Source organism: Streptococcus sp. 23.2, from assembly GCF_016648665.1.
GTDB classification, from domain to species: domain Bacteria; phylum Bacillota; class Bacilli; order Lactobacillales; family Streptococcaceae; genus Streptococcus; species Streptococcus salivarius_E.
This window is the reverse complement of the sequence record NZ_JACLQJ010000001.1, coordinates 174435-193440: the sequence shown is the minus strand read 5'-3', so window position 1 is coordinate 193440 and position 19006 is coordinate 174435. Positions and strand designations below refer to the sequence as shown.

General features: G+C 40.5%; 22 protein-coding genes and 1 tRNA gene. 5 read left to right on the top strand and 18 right to left on the bottom strand.

Features of this window, described 5'->3' with window-relative positions:
• Positions 1-21: 21 nt before the first annotated feature.
• From H7T98_RS00985 to H7T98_RS00975, 3 genes are all read right to left on the bottom strand, one after another.
• Positions 22-750: a MerR family transcriptional regulator gene (locus tag H7T98_RS00985; RefSeq protein ID WP_175057749.1), complete on the bottom strand. Its 729-nt coding sequence runs from the start codon at positions 748-750 to the stop codon at positions 22-24.
• 174 nt (positions 751-924) lie between these two features.
• On the bottom strand, positions 925-1515 hold the full coding sequence (locus H7T98_RS00980; RefSeq protein WP_049546042.1) for a 3'-5' exonuclease: 591 nt from the start codon (positions 1513-1515) through the stop codon (positions 925-927).
• A 49-nt stretch (positions 1516-1564) separates the two neighbouring features.
• Positions 1565-2101, bottom strand: coding sequence for a DUF536 domain-containing protein (locus H7T98_RS00975; RefSeq protein ID WP_002884601.1), 537 nt, complete (start codon positions 2099-2101; stop codon positions 1565-1567).
• 503 nt (positions 2102-2604) lie between these two features.
• On the opposite strand from H7T98_RS00975, the gene H7T98_RS00970 reads away from it, so the two are divergent.
• Complete coding sequence (locus tag H7T98_RS00970) at positions 2605-2964, top strand: metal-sulfur cluster assembly factor (protein WP_037598415.1); 360 nt, start codon at positions 2605-2607, stop codon at positions 2962-2964.
• A 157-nt stretch (positions 2965-3121) separates the two neighbouring features.
• Here H7T98_RS00970 and ilvD read toward each other — a convergent pair whose 3' ends face one another.
• On the bottom strand, positions 3122-4840 hold the full coding sequence (ilvD, locus tag H7T98_RS00965; protein WP_142236628.1) for a dihydroxy-acid dehydratase: 1719 nt from the start codon (positions 4838-4840) through the stop codon (positions 3122-3124).
• Between the two features lie 112 nt (positions 4841-4952).
• Between ilvD and H7T98_RS00960 the strand changes: the two genes are divergently transcribed.
• The gene (locus tag H7T98_RS00960; RefSeq protein WP_110981265.1) at positions 4953-6134 is read left to right on the top strand and encodes an NAD(P)/FAD-dependent oxidoreductase; all 1182 of its coding nucleotides are present in this window, start codon (positions 4953-4955) and stop codon (positions 6132-6134) included.
• 109 nt (positions 6135-6243) lie between these two features.
• On the opposite strand, the gene H7T98_RS00955 is transcribed toward H7T98_RS00960, so the two are convergent.
• The 5 genes from H7T98_RS00955 to H7T98_RS00935 form a co-directional block, all read right to left on the bottom strand.
• Positions 6244-6330: transfer RNA gene (locus H7T98_RS00955), tRNA-Ser, on the bottom strand.
• A gap of 58 nt (positions 6331-6388) precedes the next feature.
• Positions 6389-7030, bottom strand: a complete 642-nt coding sequence (trmB, locus tag H7T98_RS00950; protein ID WP_195519951.1) for a tRNA (guanosine(46)-N7)-methyltransferase TrmB — start codon at positions 7028-7030, stop codon at positions 6389-6391.
• 9 nt (positions 7031-7039) lie between these two features.
• Complete coding sequence (ccrZ, locus tag H7T98_RS00945; protein WP_002884270.1) at positions 7040-7831, bottom strand: cell cycle regulator CcrZ; 792 nt, start codon at positions 7829-7831, stop codon at positions 7040-7042.
• 57 nt (positions 7832-7888) lie between these two features.
• Complete coding sequence (locus tag H7T98_RS00940) at positions 7889-8926, bottom strand: ABC transporter permease (RefSeq protein ID WP_037602678.1); 1038 nt, start codon at positions 8924-8926, stop codon at positions 7889-7891.
• Positions 8923-9654 carry an ABC transporter ATP-binding protein gene (locus H7T98_RS00935; RefSeq protein ID WP_037602681.1) on the bottom strand — a complete coding sequence of 244 codons (732 nt, stop codon included), beginning with the start codon at positions 9652-9654 and terminating at the stop codon, positions 8923-8925. The genes H7T98_RS00940 and H7T98_RS00935 overlap by 4 nt, the downstream gene beginning before the upstream one ends.
• Positions 9655-9718: 64 nt before the next feature.
• Here H7T98_RS00935 and H7T98_RS00930 point away from each other — a divergent pair, with 64 nt between their 5' ends.
• Both H7T98_RS00930 and H7T98_RS00925 read left to right on the top strand, forming a co-directional pair.
• Positions 9719-10138 (top strand): HIT family protein, encoded by a 420-nt coding sequence (locus H7T98_RS00930; RefSeq protein WP_002891660.1) that lies wholly within the window; start codon positions 9719-9721, stop codon positions 10136-10138.
• Positions 10135-10434, top strand: a complete 300-nt coding sequence (locus H7T98_RS00925) for a hypothetical protein (RefSeq protein WP_037602683.1) — start codon at positions 10135-10137, stop codon at positions 10432-10434. Before H7T98_RS00930 ends, H7T98_RS00925 begins: the two co-directional genes overlap by 4 nt.
• Before the next feature lie 180 nt (positions 10435-10614).
• Here H7T98_RS00925 and H7T98_RS00920 read toward each other — a convergent pair whose 3' ends face one another.
• From H7T98_RS00920 to H7T98_RS00900, 5 genes are all read right to left on the bottom strand, one after another.
• The gene (locus H7T98_RS00920) at positions 10615-10782 is read right to left on the bottom strand and encodes a hypothetical protein (protein ID WP_162837453.1); all 168 of its coding nucleotides are present in this window, start codon (positions 10780-10782) and stop codon (positions 10615-10617) included.
• A 17-nt stretch (positions 10783-10799) separates the two neighbouring features.
• Positions 10800-11198: a hypothetical protein gene (locus H7T98_RS00915; RefSeq protein ID WP_037602686.1), complete on the bottom strand. Its 399-nt coding sequence runs from the start codon at positions 11196-11198 to the stop codon at positions 10800-10802.
• Positions 11199-11333: 135 nt separating this feature from the next.
• Positions 11334-13439 (bottom strand): AAA family ATPase, encoded by a 2106-nt coding sequence (locus H7T98_RS00910; protein WP_004183275.1) that lies wholly within the window; start codon positions 13437-13439, stop codon positions 11334-11336.
• Between the two features lie 709 nt (positions 13440-14148).
• Complete coding sequence (locus H7T98_RS00905; RefSeq protein WP_021143706.1) at positions 14149-14403, bottom strand: Txe/YoeB family addiction module toxin; 255 nt, start codon at positions 14401-14403, stop codon at positions 14149-14151.
• A 3-nt stretch (positions 14404-14406) separates the two neighbouring features.
• On the bottom strand, positions 14407-14661 hold the full coding sequence (locus H7T98_RS00900; protein ID WP_129852038.1) for a type II toxin-antitoxin system Phd/YefM family antitoxin: 255 nt from the start codon (positions 14659-14661) through the stop codon (positions 14407-14409).
• Positions 14662-14851: 190 nt separating this feature from the next.
• On the opposite strand from H7T98_RS00900, the gene H7T98_RS00895 reads away from it, so the two are divergent.
• Positions 14852-15787, top strand: a complete 936-nt coding sequence (locus H7T98_RS00895) for an IS30 family transposase (RefSeq protein WP_201061033.1) — start codon at positions 14852-14854, stop codon at positions 15785-15787.
• Positions 15788-15862: 75 nt separating this feature from the next.
• Here the strand turns inward: H7T98_RS00895 and H7T98_RS00890 are convergent, their stop codons facing one another.
• From H7T98_RS00890 to H7T98_RS00875, 4 genes are all read right to left on the bottom strand, one after another.
• Positions 15863-16954, bottom strand: a complete 1092-nt coding sequence (locus tag H7T98_RS00890) for a nucleotidyltransferase (protein WP_037602447.1) — start codon at positions 16952-16954, stop codon at positions 15863-15865.
• Positions 16955-16960: 6 nt separating this feature from the next.
• Positions 16961-17701 (bottom strand): class I SAM-dependent DNA methyltransferase, encoded by a 741-nt coding sequence (locus H7T98_RS00885; RefSeq protein WP_004183284.1) that lies wholly within the window; start codon positions 17699-17701, stop codon positions 16961-16963.
• A gap of 439 nt (positions 17702-18140) precedes the next feature.
• Positions 18141-18491, bottom strand: coding sequence for a ribosome silencing factor (gene rsfS / locus H7T98_RS00880; protein ID WP_002891669.1), 351 nt, complete (start codon positions 18489-18491; stop codon positions 18141-18143).
• Positions 18492-18505: 14 nt separating this feature from the next.
• The gene (locus tag H7T98_RS00875) at positions 18506-19006 is read right to left on the bottom strand and encodes a cysteine hydrolase family protein (RefSeq protein ID WP_004183286.1); all 501 of its coding nucleotides are present in this window, start codon (positions 19004-19006) and stop codon (positions 18506-18508) included.

The following is a 19006-nucleotide window of genomic DNA, read 5'->3' as shown; positions in this document are numbered from 1 at the left end:
GTTTTTTTATATTCGATAAATTTATTTCGTTTTAGTCTTAGCCAACTCCAAACAGTAGGTCTTTACATGACAATGAGGACAAGTCAACTTACGAGTCCTTGGTGTATGTCCGGCAATGGCAAATTCTTTAAAACTTGGATCAAAGGTCCTATGACAATTAGGACAGAGGTATTCAAACTGCTTTCTATAGTGAAACATCACTAAATTCACTACTATAATATAAGCAGGACAGACAACAAACAAACCTCTAGGATCCTTAAAATAATAAATGACTATCAGTAGGGCTATGATATAAAGAAGACTCGCTAGACTGATGCTCCCAAATATTCTCAACTGCAAATGACGCCATGATTTTTGATTTTCCATAAGACGTGAAATGTCTGACAAATCTTCTAGTGAAAGTTGACGCCACTTAGCAGTTTCTTTTTGCAAGTGATGGGCACGTTTTAGTTTGACCTCTATTTCCTTCGAAGACTTTTCCAAGCTCTCGATTTGATCTGTCAACAAAAGCTCTAAAACCTGTTCCCTATTCTCCTCTTGCAAGAGTTTTTTGATTTGATTAATTGAGAAATCCAAATCTCTTAAGAAACAAATGACTTGCAGGCGTTCCAAGTCTGATTCGTAATAGATTCTCCGACCACCTTCTGTGACTTCAGACGGCGTCAAGATACCTCGTTGATCATAGTACTGGACAGTCCTAACAGACACTTCTGCTGCCTTAGCCAACTCCCCTGTTGAAAACTGCGACATCTCAGTCACCTCCTTTTAAGATTTTCTATCAAAGGAGGACCTTGGCCACCCTTGATACCTAGATTCTACCTTATAACGCAAGGTAATATGCAAGCCCTAACCCTAGAGGATTTTCTTTTCTTACAGAAAAAGTTAGCTATCACTCTTTACAGCCTTTACAGCTTCTGTAAAGCCCTAGTCGAAAAGGCCACCCAAACCTAAGGCAGCAAAAGGATTGTTACTGACTTCTTCCTGTTGCTTCAAAAGTTTGGCATTCTCATCTAATTCGAGAAACTTCTCGTAAATCTGTGCGGTCATACGAGCATCCTCCAAGCTGTTATGACCGTGTCCCTTGATTCCAAAGAAATCTGCCACGCTAGTCAACTTGAGGTTAACAATACCGTTCAAATCAGAAGCACGACGGTCAAAGGCCTCATCGAAAACATCTAAAGCATATTGCTCTTCCAAGTCTAAACCATTTTCAGCTAGAATAGGCAAATCTGATTTAAGAGCATTGTAGCCAATAAGTGGAGTGTCACCAACAAATGATTTAAAATCCGCTAAAACAGACTCTAGCTTTGGTGCCTTGGCAATCTTATCCGCTGTAATTCCAGTCAAACCATTGATAAAGGATTGCAAAGGAACATCCGAATAGACGAAAGAATCAAACTGGCCCACTTCCTCATGCTGATTCAGCTTAACAGCCGATACTTGGATAATATGGCTAATACCATCCACCGTGTTAAACTCCAAATCAAAGGCAATATAAGTTTCTAAATTTTCCATTTTAATCTCCTACAATAGTTAAAGCTGAGACTGAGTCCCAGCTTCTTTTTTATTTTCCAAATAGACGTCCAAAGAAACCTTTTTTAGAAGCTTCTTCTTGTTTGGTCTGGATTTCTTCCACTTGGGCCTTGGCTTCGTCAACCTCAACCTTAGCCTCATCAAGTTCCAGTTTAAGCTCTTCCTTGTCCTTCATAGCAGTCAAGGTCAATTGCTGCTGTTGATCAATTTGCTTGTCCTTTTCGGCGATTTGAACGTCTTTGACACGCAATTGGTCATCCATGTTAGACAACTGTTCGTCCTTAGCCTTCAACTGAGCATAGAGACGGGCAATCTCAGAGTTTTTCTCGTCTACAAGAATCTCCAACAACTCACGTTGTTTTGTTTCTTCATCGATTGGCTCATCGTCAAAGATGGTTTTCTTGTAAATTTCCTCCAACTTAATCAAGCCACTGCGTTTAACGACAGTAACCCCTTTAGCATTTTTTTCTAGATCTTCTTCTGGAAGTTGTTTGACACGATTATTGACTGCTTGACGACTAACACCAAGGATTTCAGCAATCTCGCTGACTGTCTTTTCAATACTCATAATAGCCTCATTTTCTCTTGAAATGTCTTACTATGAGAATATCACAATCACTCCTTTCTGTCAATTTGACTAGTTATTCTGGATACCTGAAGGACTTTTTTCCTTTCACTCTTCAAACAATTTACTTGATAGGAAGCTAAGCTTTTGGTAAACTATGTGTGGGTATAAATGTATATAGAAGGAAAGTCTTTGACTTAAACAATCGGTACTTCCAAATTGGGTTTGGTCGGTATCAGATCTGTTGTATCTAGGAATGGTGGGAACAATTCCACAAGGTTTGGGATTTTCATTCTTGCTCCAATTTTTGATGGTATTCGAGCAACCTTGGTTGCAAAACGACTTGATATTGAAGCATAAATCACATTATCTTCAACGGTTTGACTGTTGGAGTTTTTTTATCGTTACTTTACTCGCTTACTAAAGCCTCATATTACCATCCGAGATTGAAAAAAGCCCTAAATTATGCCATAATAAACAAAAGCAAAATAGAAAGAATGAGTCCTATGAAAAACTTCCGTGATGATATTAAGGTCAATGATTTGGCCCAGCCCTTCTTAGAGCCAATCGTCGAACAAATGACCACTGTATTCGATCCTGAGATTGAGCTAGACATTTATAACCTTGGTTTGATTTATGAAATCACTGTCGATGAAAATGGCCACTGCTACTTCCTTATGACCTTTACTGATACTGGTTGTGGCTGTGAAGAGACTATGCCTTATGAAATCGCTGAAAAGCTAAAATCCATTGACGGTATTAACTCTGTCAAGGTGGAAACCACTTATTCACCAGTCTGGAAGATGACACGCATCAGCCGTTATGGACGTATCGCTCTTGGCATCTCACCTCGAGGCGGAAAATAAAAGGAAAACCGATTGGACATTTCCAACCGGTTTTTTACTAGAGTAACAACAGACAAACCATTACTTGTCATCATACTGCCAACAACTGTCTCAGGATTTAATATCAAAAAATCACATCGAACAAATGTCCGGTGTGATTTTGTTTTATATCATATCATTAAGCTTTACCTGATTTATCCATGTTCCAGAAGTCGGTAACGGCACCACGTGACGCTGAAGAAACGATGTGAGCATATTTACCGAGGACACCACGGCTATAAAGTGGTGGTAACTCAGTTTCGGCTTTACGTTTCGCCAACTCTTCGTCTGAAACGTGCATCGTAATTTCTTTGGTATCTTGGTCAACTGTAACCATATCACCTGTACGGAGGTAGGCAATAGGTCCACCAACCTGAGCTTCAGGAGCAATGTGACCAACAACGAGTCCGTAAGTACCACCTGAGAAACGTCCATCTGTCAAGAGGGCAACCTTGTCCCCTTGACCTTTACCAACAATCATTGAAGACAATGACAACATTTCTGGCATACCAGGACCACCCTTAGGACCTACAAAACGTACAACAACTACGTCGCCATCAACGATTTCATCAGAAAGAACTGCTTCGATGGCATCTTCTTCTGAGTCAAATACTTTAGCGGGACCAGTGATGTTACGAACTTTAACCCCTGATACTTTGGCAACCGCACCTTCTGGAGCCAAGTTACCTTTCAAGATAATCAATGGACCATCAGCACGTTTAGGATTTTCAAGCGGCATGATGACTTTTTGACCTGGTGTCAAATCATCAAAGGCCTCCAGGTTTTCTGCAACAGTCTTACCAGTACATGTGATACGATCACCGTGAAGGAAACCATTCTTAAGAAGGTATTTCATAACGGCTGGTACACCACCAACATTGTAAAGATCTTGGAAGACATATTGACCAGAAGGTTTCAAGTCAGCCAAGTGAGGCACACGCTCTTGGAAATCGTTGAAATCTTCAAGTGTCAAATCAACGTTAGCTGCATGAGCAATAGCGAGCAAGTGAAGTGTCGCATTTGTTGAACCACCAAGTGCCATTGTGACAGTGATGGCATCTTCAAAGGCTTCACGTGTCAAGATATCTGATGGCTTAAGACCTAGTTCAAGCATCTTAACAACTGCACGACCTGCTTCTTCGATATCTGCTTTCTTCTCAGCTGATTCTGCAGGGTGAGATGATGATCCTGGAAGGCTCATCCCCATTACTTCGATTGCTGTCGCCATTGTGTTGGCAGTATACATACCACCACAACCACCAGGGCCAGGGCAGGCATTACATTCAAGATCTTTAACCTCTTCTGCGGTCATATCACCGTGGTTCCATTTACCGATACCTTCGAAAACAGAAACCAAGTCGATATCCTTGCCGTTAAGGTTACCTGGTGCAATGGTACCTCCATAGGCAAAAATCGCTGGAATATCCATGTTAGCAATGGCAATCATAGAACCAGGCATGTTCTTATCACAACCACCAATAGCAACAAAGGCATCGACATTGTGACCACCCATAGCTGCTTCGATTGAGTCGGCAATGATATCACGAGATGTCAATGAGAAACGCATCCCTGGTGTCCCCATGGCAATACCATCTGCAACAGTAATCGTACCAAATTGAACTGGCCAAGCACCCGCTTCTTTAACACCTTCTTTGGCAATTTGACCAAAACCGTGCAAGTGGATATTACATGGTGTGTTCTCAGCCCAAGTTGAGATAACCCCAACAATAGGCTTTTCAAAACTATCATCCGTCATCCCAGTCGCACGAAGCATGGCACGGTTAGGTGATTTAACCATGCTATCGTAGACAGATGAACGGTGTTTCATGTTATTTTCAGACACGATATTTTCCTCCATAGTTAATAACTATTCTAATTTAAACTTCTACTCCTATTCTAACATAAATTATCTAAAAAAACTGACCATTTACAAACTATTCTCCCTTTTTAAATTATGCTAAAATAAAGGCATGAAACATTTTGATACTATCGTTATTGGTGGGGGTCCTGCTGGCATGATGGCGACTATTGCCTCAGCCTTCTATGGCCAACAAACCCTTCTGATTGAAAAAAATAAACGTCTCGGTAAGAAACTAGCTGGTACTGGTGGTGGACGTTGTAATGTTACTAACAACGGGACTTTAGACGATCTTCTAGCAGGTATTCCAGGTAATGGCCGTTTCCTCTATAGCGTCTTTTCACAGTTTGATAACCACGATATCATTGCTTTTTTCGAGGACAATGGTGTCAAACTCAAGGTTGAGGATCACGGGCGTGTCTTCCCTAGGACAGATAAATCACGGACCATCATCCAAGCTCTGGAAAATAAGATTTGGGAACTTGGAGCTAGCATCCTCACCAATACAGAGGTTGTCTCCGTCAAAAAGGTTAATGAGCAATTCCAAGTTAAGTCTTCAGACCAGACTTTTACCAGTGATAAACTCATCGTCACAACTGGAGGAAAATCTTATCCATCGACTGGTTCAACTGGTTTTGGACATGATATTGCCCGCCATTTTAAGCTCCAAGTCACTGATCTTGAAGCTGCGGAAAGTCCACTCCTAACCGACTTTCCCCACAAGGCCTTACAAGGAATTTCTCTTGATGATGTCACTCTGTCCTATGGCAAGCACAAGATTACCCATGACCTTCTTTTCACTCATTTTGGCCTATCTGGACCGGCTGCCCTACGTTTATCTAGCTTTGTCAAGGGTGGTGAGATAGCTCATCTGGACTTTCTTCCCAACCAAAGCCAAGAAAATCTCAAGGCTTACTTTGAGGAAAATCGCGAGAAATCTGTCAAAAACACCCTCAAAGCTCTTGTACCTGAGCGTGTCGCTGAATTCCTAGCAGAAGACAAGGCTGATAGCAAGGTTAAACAACTGCATCCCAAAGACTTGGAAAACATTATCAGTCAGCTTAAGGGCATGGAAATTCCAATCACAGGTAAAATGTCACTTGCCAAATCCTTTGTGACTAAAGGTGGCGTTGACCTTAAGGAAATTAATCCCAAGACTCTAGAAAGTAAAAAAGTCCCTCACCTACACTTTGCAGGAGAGGTCCTTGACATCAATGCCCATACTGGTGGCTTTAACATTACTAGCGCCCTCTGTACCGGTTGGGTAGCAGGGATTCAGAGCCCTTGGGACTAAGGATTGAGTCCTCCTATCATAAAAAGCTGTTAAAACCATCTTCTTTTTAATTACTATACCTAAAAAGTGTCCCTTCTAAAACGGAAGGGACACTTTGTCTATTTCTCAAAGGAGAGGAGGGGATTCGAACCCCCGAGCCCCGTTAAGGACTACACGCTTTCCAAGCGTGCGCACTCGGCCTCTATGCGACCTCTCCACATCAAACGATTAGCCATCAATAGGCTAATCGTTATTTTTAATCAAGTTTTCAATAATTAATCTTTAAACTGAGCCTCTACTCGGTAGATGACCTGACCTTTTTCTGAGAACTTACGCTCGTACTCAGTCATGACGTTGCCCTCATAATCACTTGCATGAAGGTCCAACCAAACTTTGTTGATAACCATTCCATACTGTGAAAAGCTCGCCAAACTGTATTCGAAAAGTCCACGGTTGTCTGTCTTAAAGTGAATCTCTCCGTTTTTAGGCAAAATTTGCTTATAAGTATCTAGGAAAGTCTTGTAAGTTAGACGACGTTTCTCATGACGGCTCTTAGGCCATGGATCTGAGAAATTCAGATACATCATATCCACTTCGCCATCTTCAAAATAATTGGTCAAAGCTGAACCATCCACGCGCAAGAGCTTGACATTTTCAGCACTAGAAGCCAAGACCTTATCCAAGGCATAGCTCAAAACAGACAACTGAATATCAATACCAATGTAGTTGATGTCAGGGTTTTGTTGGGCCATACCAGTAATGAAGGCCCCTTTACCAGATCCTACCTCGATATGGATAGGATTATCATTACCAAAAAGCTCATGCCACTTACCTTTAGCAGCTTCCGGCTCAAGAATAACGTACTGAGGATGGTTAGCTAGGTGTTCCTCTGCACCTTTACGTTTTCTAACTCGCATGTCTACTTTCTAATATCTGTGCAAGGTCTCTCTGAATTTACGAAGTTCATAAATCTCTCGGTTGGCATGTTCCATATCACGACTATCAAAGAATTTTGAAATCTGTGTCAAGTATGAAAATTGCCCATACCAGTAAATCTTGTCCATCACAAGGTCATTGTTCTTATAGCCATAGTATGACAACCACTGGGGCCAATGTGCCAATGGAATGTAATGGCTGAGGATTTGTGCCACATCATACATACGATCTGTTAGACGTACAGAATCCCAATCAACCAAATAAATCAATCCTGAGGTTGTGATGACAAAGTTACTATGACGAGCATCTCCGTGAACAATTGTTGCAATCTCCGCACGAAACTCTGGAAGATGACGTTTCAAATCTCTAACAACGTCTTGAAGGAAGCCATTTTCACGCAATTGATAAGCGGCATTTTCTTCCCACTCGTGTAGAAGATCAAAAGGATTTTCAATATGATAATCCAACTGCAAAAGTTGATTAACCAAGTGTTTAGAGCGGTGCAAATTACCAAGAATTTGGATAATCTGTTTACTGTTCATGTCATGTTTGGTCAAAATACGACCATCAAGCCACTCCTGTGCACTCATCATGTCACCATTTCCCAGACGCTTAGCCCACAAGAGCTGTGGTGCAATCTGTTCCTTGGCAAGAGCTGCCAAGATTGGTGTTGTATTCATCTTCACAAAGACGCGATCTCCGTTTGGGTAAGTTCCCATATAGGCCTTACCACTATTTCCTTTGAGAGGAGTCAGGCTCAAATCTTTATCTGTTGATGTCACCTAGGCATCTCCTTTTTCTTTAGTCATTCGTTTCTATTTTAACTTATTTAATAGGTGTTAGTCAATCATCTTCTTAAGCTTGGCTGGTAGGTAAACAAGGCTCAAAACTAGCATAATTCCAACCAAGATCAGGCTAAATTTAAGATCGAAGAGGCAAATAGCCTGGACCAGAGTCAGCACAAGTACAATCTGAGTAATCAAGCGCTTAAGATTGCTCACCTGCATGTCTTTTCCAACTGGCATAAGGTTAGCCATTCTCTGATAAGCAAAGTGCGATTTAAGCGCCGTGAGCTGGAAGAGCAAAAGGTAGTCAAAAACAACCACAAGAACCATAGCCAGCCATTTTTCAGGAACCAAAAAGATAACTAAAAGCGTTAGGGCAAAAAGGCGTAGGCTAAGGGCAAAGTAATCTCCAGAACGCAAGAAGGCTCTTAGGTAAAGATTATACCAGGTATTTTCCTTGTCTTTCTTTGTACGTTTGAGAACACCATCCAAATAGGCACGACGTTTAACACTCGACGTAATCCCTTTAACATTGGTAAAGAGTGAAAAGAACTTCAAGATCGATTGTTGACGCTTATTTTCTCCTGCAATAGCTTCAGTCCAATTCAGTCCAGACTGCTTATAAAAAGGTTGAGCCTTTTTCTGGAAAATAACATACTTAAGAATAGCCATAGCCACAGCTACAAGGATAACTCCCCAAACTGGAAGTCTCAAGGCTAAAAAGAGAGGAATAACCAAAATAAAAATCAGGGTTTGTACTATTACCCAAAATCTAAAAGCACGTCCTGTTGCCTTCTTAACATGGTCTAGCACCTCTTCTTCCTTAACCAAAAGGTAGTGCTTGTCCGCAGGTTCTAGATAAGTCGCAATATTCCCCCAGAAAGGTAATAACAGACAAAGCATAAGCAAGCCAAGAATAATTGCCCACGGATTCTTTGGAAAATGTCGAAGCAACTGGCTATACTGAACCAAGACAAAACCTAGCAGAAAGAGAAGAACCAAGATAAAATGATCATTAAACACGTAGCGACTATACTTAGCACAGCGGGCATTGAATCGCTTGCTACGCTCCTTAAATAGCTTAGCTATCATGACAATTCTCCCTTAGTTAACTGCATGTAAATATCGTTAAGACTGGCACTATCGTCGCCAAAAGTCTGACGGAGCTCCTCGAGAGTCCCCTGTGCTAAGACCTGTCCATGGTGCAAAATCACAAAGCGATCACACATCTTCTCGGCTGAATCCAAAACGTGGGTAGACATGAGAATCGCCTTGCCCTTAGCTTTTTCCTCAGCTAAAAGCTCAATCAAGTCCGAAATCGCCAAGGGATCCAAACCTAGGAAGGGCTCATCAACAATGAGAAGACTTGGACCAACAATAAAGGCACAGATAATCATAACCTTCTGCTTCATTCCCTTTGAAAACTGAGTCGGGAACCAATCTAACTTTTCATCTAAGCGAAAGAGTTTGAGGTACTTGTCCGCACGTGCCATCCCCTCAGTCACATCAAGACCATAGGCCATCAACACCGTTTCCAAATGTTCACGAAGCGTCAACTCTTCATAGAGACTTGGCGTTTCAGGAATATAGCCAATCTTCTGACGATAGCTAGCTGGATCTTGTTGAATAGTTAACCCATCAATGGCAATCTGTCCCCCATAAGGTGTTAAGAGACCAATAATCTCGTTAATTGTTGTTGATTTTCCAGCACCATTAAGACCAATGAGACCAACCAATTCACCATCAGCCACCTCAAAAGTCACATCTTTTAGGACGGGAATATTAGCGTAACCACCCGTCACCTTTTCTAATTTAAGCATTATCTTTTCTCTCTTTGGTATGATATAATCTATTATAACAAAAACTCATGGAAAGGTCGTTATTATGGATAATTGTATTTTCTGTAAAATTATATCTGGAGAAATCCCTTCATCAAAAGTCTACGAGGACGACAAGGTTCTAGCCTTCCTCGATATTTCACAAGCTACAAAAGGACATACCTTGGTTATTCCTAAAGAGCACGTTCGTAACATCTTAGAAATGTCTGCTGAGACCGCTGAGACTGTCTTTAGCCGTGTTCCAAAAATTGCTCGTGCCGTGCAAAAAGCAACTGGAGCAATCGGCATGAATATCCTTAATAACAACGAAGAAGTTGCTGGACAAACCGTCTTCCACGCTCATATTCATCTCGTTCCTCGTTACGGTGCAGACGATGGTATCCACATGGGATTTGACGAACACGAACCAGACTTCGCTGCCCTGGCCGACCTTGCTGACAGCATCGCTAAAGAGGTAACAGAATGAAAATCGGACGCTTTCTAGCTCTTGGAGCTCTTGCCTACGGTGCCTACTACGCCTATAAACGACGTGAAGACATCAAAGAGGAAATCCTAGACCTCAACCAATCACGAGAAAATATCTCTCACGATCTGGACAATATCAAACGCAACCTTGACATCATCAAGGAACAAAACCTTGTTCTTGCTGACATCAAACAAGACCTCAACTATAAAACACGCGTCTTCAAAAAAGACCTCGAACCCCGACTCAACATCATCCAAGAACGCTTGCAAAAGTATCAAGGTGATGATAAAGAATAAAGGTAAGTAGCATCGGCTACTTACCTTTTTTATCAATGATGAAAACTTATAAAAAGTTTATGGATAGTGTAATAGTCACTCAATGTTCCTTTTTTTCACAACAGAAAGTATCATTCAATAATAAAAGGCACCACTAATCAGATTAAAGAGAACACTACTAAACCTATTTTCATATAATTACTATTTCTTTTTTAAAGCATTAATAATAGAACGTGTTGCTGATTTCGTTAAGCCTTGATTTTTAGGATGTGTCCTTAAATAGGAATGGACTTTGGTACCAGTATCTGAACGTGTGTAACCATTTGTATTAACAATCTTATTACTTAACAGTTTATCCAATAAATCCATTCTGCATCTCCTCACAATTAGTAATTAAAATTTATACTAAATGAATTCATTGTATCATAGTTACCATTCTGTATATTAGCAGTCCACCCAATATTTTCACCGCTCTTCATTTTATGCTTATAGTAGTTTGCTTTTTTTGCTTTTTCGTCTGATTCCTCAACTTTCTGTCCTGGATTAACTGCAACAAATTCTGATATAGATACTGACTGCTCTCCTTTCGGATCGATACTAGATTGTGACGAACTAAATGGTGTTGCTTCAATACTATTGTTAATTACAAAAGTTGATTTTATATTAATTTCTTTATCCGTTAAGTTATCAATAATAATATTTCCACCAGTTCTTGTTATTTTAATATTTTTATCACTATATAGTTCTTCCGTTTTTGCTTCGGAAGATTTGAGACCTACGCTCAAATCTTAGGAATGGAATTCCGTTAGGAAGTCGCTTCCGTCCGTAGCACCCAAGGAAAGTCTTAAATAAAAAAGAAAAAAACAGAGATGTCTACTAACATCTCTGCTTCATAATAGGATTAGGAGGTTTTATGCTTTTTATTTAGCATCTTTTTCTTTGATAACCAAGACACCATCTTCCATATCAGCTTCTAGGTGTTTAGCATCAAGGTTATCCAAGTGGAAGTCTGTGACTTTGTCACGGATTTGTTGTTCAACCACACGGCGGAGTGGACGAACACCCATGACTTCATCGTAGCCTTCTTCAGTCATGTATTCTTTAGCAGCTTCGCTAACTGCCAAGTCAATGTCTTTCTTAGAAAGCGTCTTGTTAACTTCAACCAACATAAGGTCTACAATCTTAGAAAGATCTTCTTTGCTCAAGTGTGAGAATTCGATGACAGCATTGAAACGGTTAAGGAATTCTGGACGGAAATAAGGTTTCAAACGATCCATAAGTTCTGGTTTATCAGCATCTTCTGTCAAGTTAGCTTCGTAACCAAAGCCTGCGTTTGAAGTTGCGATAATCACAGTATTCTTGAAGTTTACAGTGTTACCTTGACCATCTGTCAAACGACCATCGTCCAAAACTTGGAGGAGAAGGGTGATGACTTGAGGGTCAGCCTTTTCAATTTCGTCGAGAAGAACGATTGAGTATGGGTTACGGCGAACACGTTCTGTCAAAGTATTGCTATTGTCATCATAACCAACATAACCAGCTGTCGTACCAATCAATTTAGAAACGGCTGTGCGGTCGCTGTATTCTGACATGTCCAAACGGATAATGGCATCTTTGGTTCCGAACATATCAAGAGCCAATTGTTTAGCCAACTCAGTTTTACCAACACCAGTAGGTCCTACAAAGAGGAAGCTACCGATTGGACGGTTACCTTCGTCAAATCCTGCACGGTTACGACGGATGGCACGTGCCACTGCTTCAACGGCCTTATCTTGACCGATAACTTTAGTTTGCAAACGGTGGCCCATATCTTTCAAACGTTCGATATCAGTTGCTCCCATTTGCGATACTGGGATACCAGTCATACGTTCTACAGATTCAGCCACATCGTTAACAGTTGCAGTGACTTTAAGGTCTGCTGTGTGGTTAGCAATTTTCTTTTCAAGTTCTTCAATACGAACCTTAGCGTTTAGAGCTGCTTCGTAGTCTTCTTTGGCAGCTGCAGCTTCTTGTTTAGCTTTTTCTTCTTCAATTTCATGTTCAACAGCATTCACATCAGTCACTGGGTGTTGAGCAGCCAAGTGAGCAGCTGTTACATCGACAAGGTCGATAGCCTTATCTGGCAAGCTACGTTGTGGAATGTATTGTACAGAGAAATCTACCGCTGCCTTCAAAACATCATCTGGCAAGATAACATTGTGGTGTTTTTCATAAAGATCACGGATACCTTGGAGAATCTTGAAAGTATCTTCAGCAGAAGGAGCATTGACCTTAACTTCGTTGAAACGACGGGCTAGGGCAGCGTTCTTCAAGATAGTGTTACGGTATTCATCTTGAGTTGTTGCACCAATCACTGTCAATTCACCACGTGAAAGAGCTGGTTTCAAGATATCAGCAAGACCTTTAGACCCTTGACCATCGCCAGTGCTTCCGGCACCAAGAATTTGGTGGATTTCATCGAAGAAGAGGATAATGTTTCCAGCTTCTTTGACTTCGTTTACCAAGTTTTGAATGTTTTCTTCAAAGCTACCACGGTATTGAGTACCAGCTTCAAGTCCAGAAATATCAATTGAAATGATTTCTTTATTCTTGATAGCAGCTGGGACATCACCATTGACGATGGCTTGAGCCAAACCTTCAACTACGGCTGTTTTACCAACCCCAGCATCCCCTACAAGGACTGGGTTATTCTTTGTACGACGAGCCAAGATTTCGCAAGCTTCTTGGATTTCTTTGTTACGTCCGATAACAGGATCCAATTTACCTTCGCGAGCTTCTTCAGTCAAGTTACGACCAAGTTTAGCAAGAATACCATCTTGTTTAGGTCCTTTACCTTGTTGTTGAGTTGGGTTCACTGCTTCACCTTCATTACCAGGCAATTGACCTGTTTGACGGTAAATCGCAAATTCTTCAGGTGTCACTTCACGGCCGTTAATCATGTAGCGACGGTTTTCTGAACGGTAACCACCCATATTACCCATCAATTGATTGAAAAGATCGTCCATATTGTTAAAGTTGTTGTTCATATAATTACCTCGTTTTGTGTTTTCTTGTGAAATTTTTTAAGTGTTATTTTTATGTTAATGTGTTTTTTGACTTTTACTGACCAAAACCCTAAAAATTTTTAGTAGCTTCAACTACTCTCCTAATAATTTCAGGTTTTGCTCTTGGTAGGAGACTGAGAACTTTCACAGTCTTAAATAAATTGTCATTTAGCATAAGAGCCACCTTCTTTCTGTGAATCTCTCAATATAGCTAACTTCCAAGCCTCTTTCAGAAAGAAACTTGTAGATTAAGGAAACCTTTTTCCTTATAGCTTTATCATATACCTTTCATCTGCTTGGGTCAAGAATTTAGTTTTGACTTTTACTGACCTTTTTAATGAAAATTTAAGCAGACAAGCTGCAATCTTTTCATATCGATATATGGACTGTTTTGACAGCCTTCATAAGGATTTCATTTCCTTATGTTTATATTGTACAACATTGGTCAGTATTAGTCAATATCTTTTTTGACTTTTTTTGACCTTTGTCATAAACTTTTTTGCAGTCAAACCAAAATAACTTTATGACAAGTATTTAGGCAAGCACTGCAAGATTTATATTTATAAGGAAGCTAAATCCTTATGCGACTATCATACACCATTAGTCAGTAAAGGTCAATGGCTTTGTTTGATCTTTTTTGACCTTTTTGAAAATAATTTACGGAAAGTAAAAAAGCCTACCAAAGGTAGACCTAATAATGATCTTTGAAAGAGAGAAAGGCGACACTTTTACCATCAATCATATAAATCAAACGATTTTCAGCATCAATTCGCCGAGACCAAGCTCCTTGAAAGTCATACTTCAAGGGTTCTGGTTTCCCAATACCTGAAAAAGGATCCCGTTGAATGTCTTTAATCAGCTTATTGATTCGCTTAAGTGTCTTCCTATCCTGATTTTGCCAATAACAATAATCCATCCATGCATCTTCAGTGAAAGTGAGTAACATTTTCTACTCCTTTAGTGCATGCTCTTGAGTCTCTCCGGAACGCACCTGAGCCATTCCCCTTAAAACCTTGTCTGAAAGTTCTTTATTTTGAACAATACGCAATGTTTCTTGAATACTATCCCACTCACTCTTTGAGACCACTACAATATCTTCATCGGGATTTTTATTGACTACAGCTAGAGGTTCAAATTCATCATTAACCTTTTTCATATAATCCTTCAAATGATTTCGAAACGTTGAATAGACGACTGCTTCCATTAGCATACCTCATTTTCCTCTTTTCTTTTATTATATACCAAGAGTATAAACTTGTACAAGTTCCTGACAAGTTTATACTTTCTATAACATTTATTCGAAAAATTGTAAAATATAGTGCAACAAAAAAACTCATAGCTTTTCATTGGTGTAAACTGTAAGTAACCACACAAACAGAACCCGAGGAAACACTATGAGCTACTCCCATCTTACCATAACCGAGCGAATAAAGATAGAAGCCTATTTGGAATTAGGTTTGAAACCTTGCCAAATTGCCAACAAACTTGGCGTACATAGAGCCACCATCTCAAGAGAGTTAAGACGATGCCAAAATGGCTATTCCGCAGCCTTAGCACAGGAACAGTACGACCACAGGGCTAAACAAAAAGGTCGGAAGTCTTGTTTGACACCAGAGTTGAAAAAGGAAATTGAGGACGGTTTAAAATCCTCTTGGTCGCCTGAACAGATTTGTGGCCGCTATCAGCTTGAACAAAAGCCAATGGTAGCTTTTAAAACCATCTATAACTGGCTCTACGCCGGTTTGATTGATCTGGATTTAAGCGTCCTGCGTCGTAAAGGAAAGACTCGACAACCCAAAGAAACACGTGGGACATTTAGGATTGGCACATCAATTGCCAAACGTCCTAAAGAGGTCAGGAATCGTGAGACTTTTGGCCACTGGGAGCTTGATACTGTGGTGTCTTCCAGAGGCAAAAGCAAGGGCTGTTTAGCGACCTTTCTGGAGCGAAAAACGCGCTTTTACTTAGCTTTCAAGATACCAGACAGAACAGCCAAATCCATGTTTTTAGCCATCAAACAACTTTGTAAGCTATTTCCAAAAGAGGCTCTTAAAACCTTCACTTCAGACAGGGGAAAAGAGTTTGCCTGCTATCCTCTGGTAGAGAACTTAGGAATTTCCTTTTTCTTTGCGGGCGCCTATTCATCCTGGCAGAGAGGAAGCAATGAAAACGCAAATGGCTTACTAAGAGAATATTTCCCAAAGAAAACAGATTTAGCCGCTATCTCTGAGGAGGCTTTGAACAAAGCCTTATATGATATCAATCACAGACCGCGAAAATGTTTAGCTTACAGAACTGCTTGTGAAGCTCTAGAGGATGAGTTCGAGTAAATGTTGCACTTATTCTTGCAATTTATCATTCGAAAAAGATTTAAAAAGCATACCAGAGGTAGACCTTCTATAAAACTATTTTACTCTAATCGGTACACGTCCAAAGTTTTGTTCGCAAAGCTCGGGGTTACCTAATTGATAAACATTATCCGCTTGTTGTGTAAGCATATCCCAAGGTTCCCTTCCAATCCGAGCCACTATATCTACAGACTTTTTCACAGATTTGAGATGAAACTGCCCTTTTTGAGAAAATCCAAGGACATGAACAGCCTGGGGTAAAGGATTATCCACAGCTCCGACTAGGATATAGGTCAAAATACGACGTACCCGTGCTTTTGTATAGCGTTTGGTTGCTACCTTATCCACCAATTCCTCCACAGAAGAGGCCTCACGGATAGCAGCTTTTAAACGACTGGCAATCTCTTCATTCACCTGAAAAACACTGGTCAAATCAGGGTGTGTAAGAATCTGATAAACCAGCAATTGGAAATAATTATCCCAAGAGACCTGTGGAGAAGTCTGAAAAAGCTTGCTATTGGGCATGAACTTATCCACAAAATCACTATCTTGCTTGTGGAGACGTAGGCTGGTCGCTGAGGCGAAAGATACTTCCTTGTCTGAGGAATGATAGCCGGCCCCTTGTCTCTGAATAGGATTCAACTTAATGCCCTTACCAGCACAAGCTTTGGCATAGGCTAAGCCCAGGATATGATTGGGTGTATTGCCAGTAAAGGCTACACCAGCAAACTTTTCCCACATTTTTTGTGTCTTCTGTGGATATGATAGGTCACTCGGTAAATTTTCCACAAAAGCTTCCATTTCCTCAGACTTTTCAGTATAGACATTTGCTATAGCCTGGTAGTCTAAGACTTCTTCCGTGCCAAAAGTAAGGCTATCAACTCCCAGTCGGGACAAGATATCAACGGCCCCAGCAGCAAAATAATCGGCAGACTGGACTGACGTCAAGAAAGGCAACTCAACCACGAGGTCTGCCCCATTTTCCAAAGCCATCTGAGTCCTAATCCACTTATCCACAATAGCTGGCTCACCTCGCTGGACAAAATTCCCGGACATGGCAACGATTTTTACGCCTTCAGCCTGATCCAAGAGATACTTGTGGCCGTTATGAAAAGGATTGAACTCAGCAATAATACCTGTAACTGTCATAGGCTCTTACTTTTGGGCCACAAAGAACCAACGTGCACTAGTTTCTGTCGGTTCCTTATCCTCAAAATCGGCGTAAAGCTTGAAGGATTTGAAGCCAGCCTGCTCCAGCAAGATATCATAAGTCAAGACCTCATAGGTGCGTTCCTCATGCACCTCATCATGACGGCTAAAGCTTCCATCTTCCTCTTGGACAAAGAAAGTTAATTCATGGACAATAGAATGCGGAGCCGCATCCTCATAGGTATCCCAGAGCATAGCAAAGTCTTCTGCATTTTCATGGTAGGAATAGCCAGGGAAAACCTCATCCGTCTGATAGGTTGAGTGCACATCAAAGATAAAGACGCCATCTTCATTCAGTGCATTATAAACCTCTTTGAAGACATCCCCAACCTCTACTTCGTCCTGCATATAGCAGATAGAATCTGAGTAACAAGTCACAAAGTCGTACTTACCAGCTTGCGATAAATTCAACATGTTGCCTTCAATAAAGTCAATTTTCTGTTTGGCGGAAGCCGCACGCTTCTCCGCAATCTTCAACATATCAGCACTCAAATCGAGTCCAGTTACATCAAAACCAGCTTGAGAAAAACGTACAGATTGAATCCCAGTTCCACAAGCCAATTCAAGCAATTTCTTTTTATCCTTAGTCTTTGGCAAATGACGAAGCGAAAAATCCGTCCACAAATCGTAAAGACTATCATCCATAACAGCGTCGTAGACCGCCGCAAAAGTTTCATAAGTAGCCATAATGATGATACCAAGTCCGTCCGTAATCGGAATGAAAATTAGGGGGAGTGAGACAGAACGAGTTTTTTTTTAAAATCGTTCGTTGTCTCACCCCCGCAAGGCTGATTAGGTACTCTTCCGAGCTTAAAAAGCGAATGAAGAGTCCAATCAGCTACTGCGCCAAATAATAAATTTTAATATTGATTATTTGACATAGAACTATCTATTTTCCGACGATTACAGGACGGGTTCAAATCCTTTCTAAGATACAAAGAGCGTTAAAAGCAAAAAAATAGGAAACATTCTGTCATATCGCTAGATACAAAGGAAGTTTTTCTTTTTCTCACAGCTTTTAGCTCGTGTTCAGTTAACAAACCAACCAAACACAAGACTCTATCCTTCCTATTAAATCTTTAGTTTAAGCAACAAAACCCAGTTGTCGCCAACTGAGTCCAATTTCTTATGCCAAATAAGCTGACACATCCACCATTGGTGCTTCATGCCAGAGTTTTTCGAGGTTATAGTGTGCACGTTCATCTTCTGTAAAGATGTGAACAACAACATCGTTAAGATCCAAAAGAATCCAACCACCCTTGTTGTCACCTTCCATGTGACTAGCATCAAGGCCAGCTTCTTTCACTTTCTCACGGATGTTGTCGGCAATAGCTTCCAACTGACGGCTGTTCATTGCACTCAAAATAACAAAGTAATCTGTTAGACTTGTAAGGCCGTACAAATCAAGGGCAACAATGTCTTCAGCTCGCTTTTCATCAGCAGCTTTGACAACCAATTCAAGTAATTCTTCTTTCATTTAATCCTCTTTCATTAAAAAATCGTTTTGTAATCTAAGACATCTGCAAAACGTTCATCCCAAATGTTCTCGTAAAATTCATTAATCGTTTCTGCTGGAATGTCGTCTCCATCAAAGGTTGTAACAGTACCTTCGGGAACGACTAACTTGTAGCCATGTTCGAAAGCAACTTTAACGGATGTATCAACACAATACTCCGTCTGCATACCGCATAAGACTAGTTTCTCAATTCCTTGTTGATCCAAGTATTCCTTTAATCCAGTCTCTTTAAACATGCTATTGTATCGCTTCTGAAAAACCTTTTCATCAGACTGTCTCTTTAATAGTGGCGATAATTTCCAATCTTCCGAGGTTAGAGCCTCTTCCGTTTCAATATGCTGAATATAGATAATTTCAATCTGCTGTTTTCTAGCCTGATCTTGTAAATAAGAGATTTTCTCTAACAGCTTTTGTGTTTCAAAACCTGTTTCCACTAAGATATTTTGTACATCAATAATAATAAAAGCTGTTTTCAC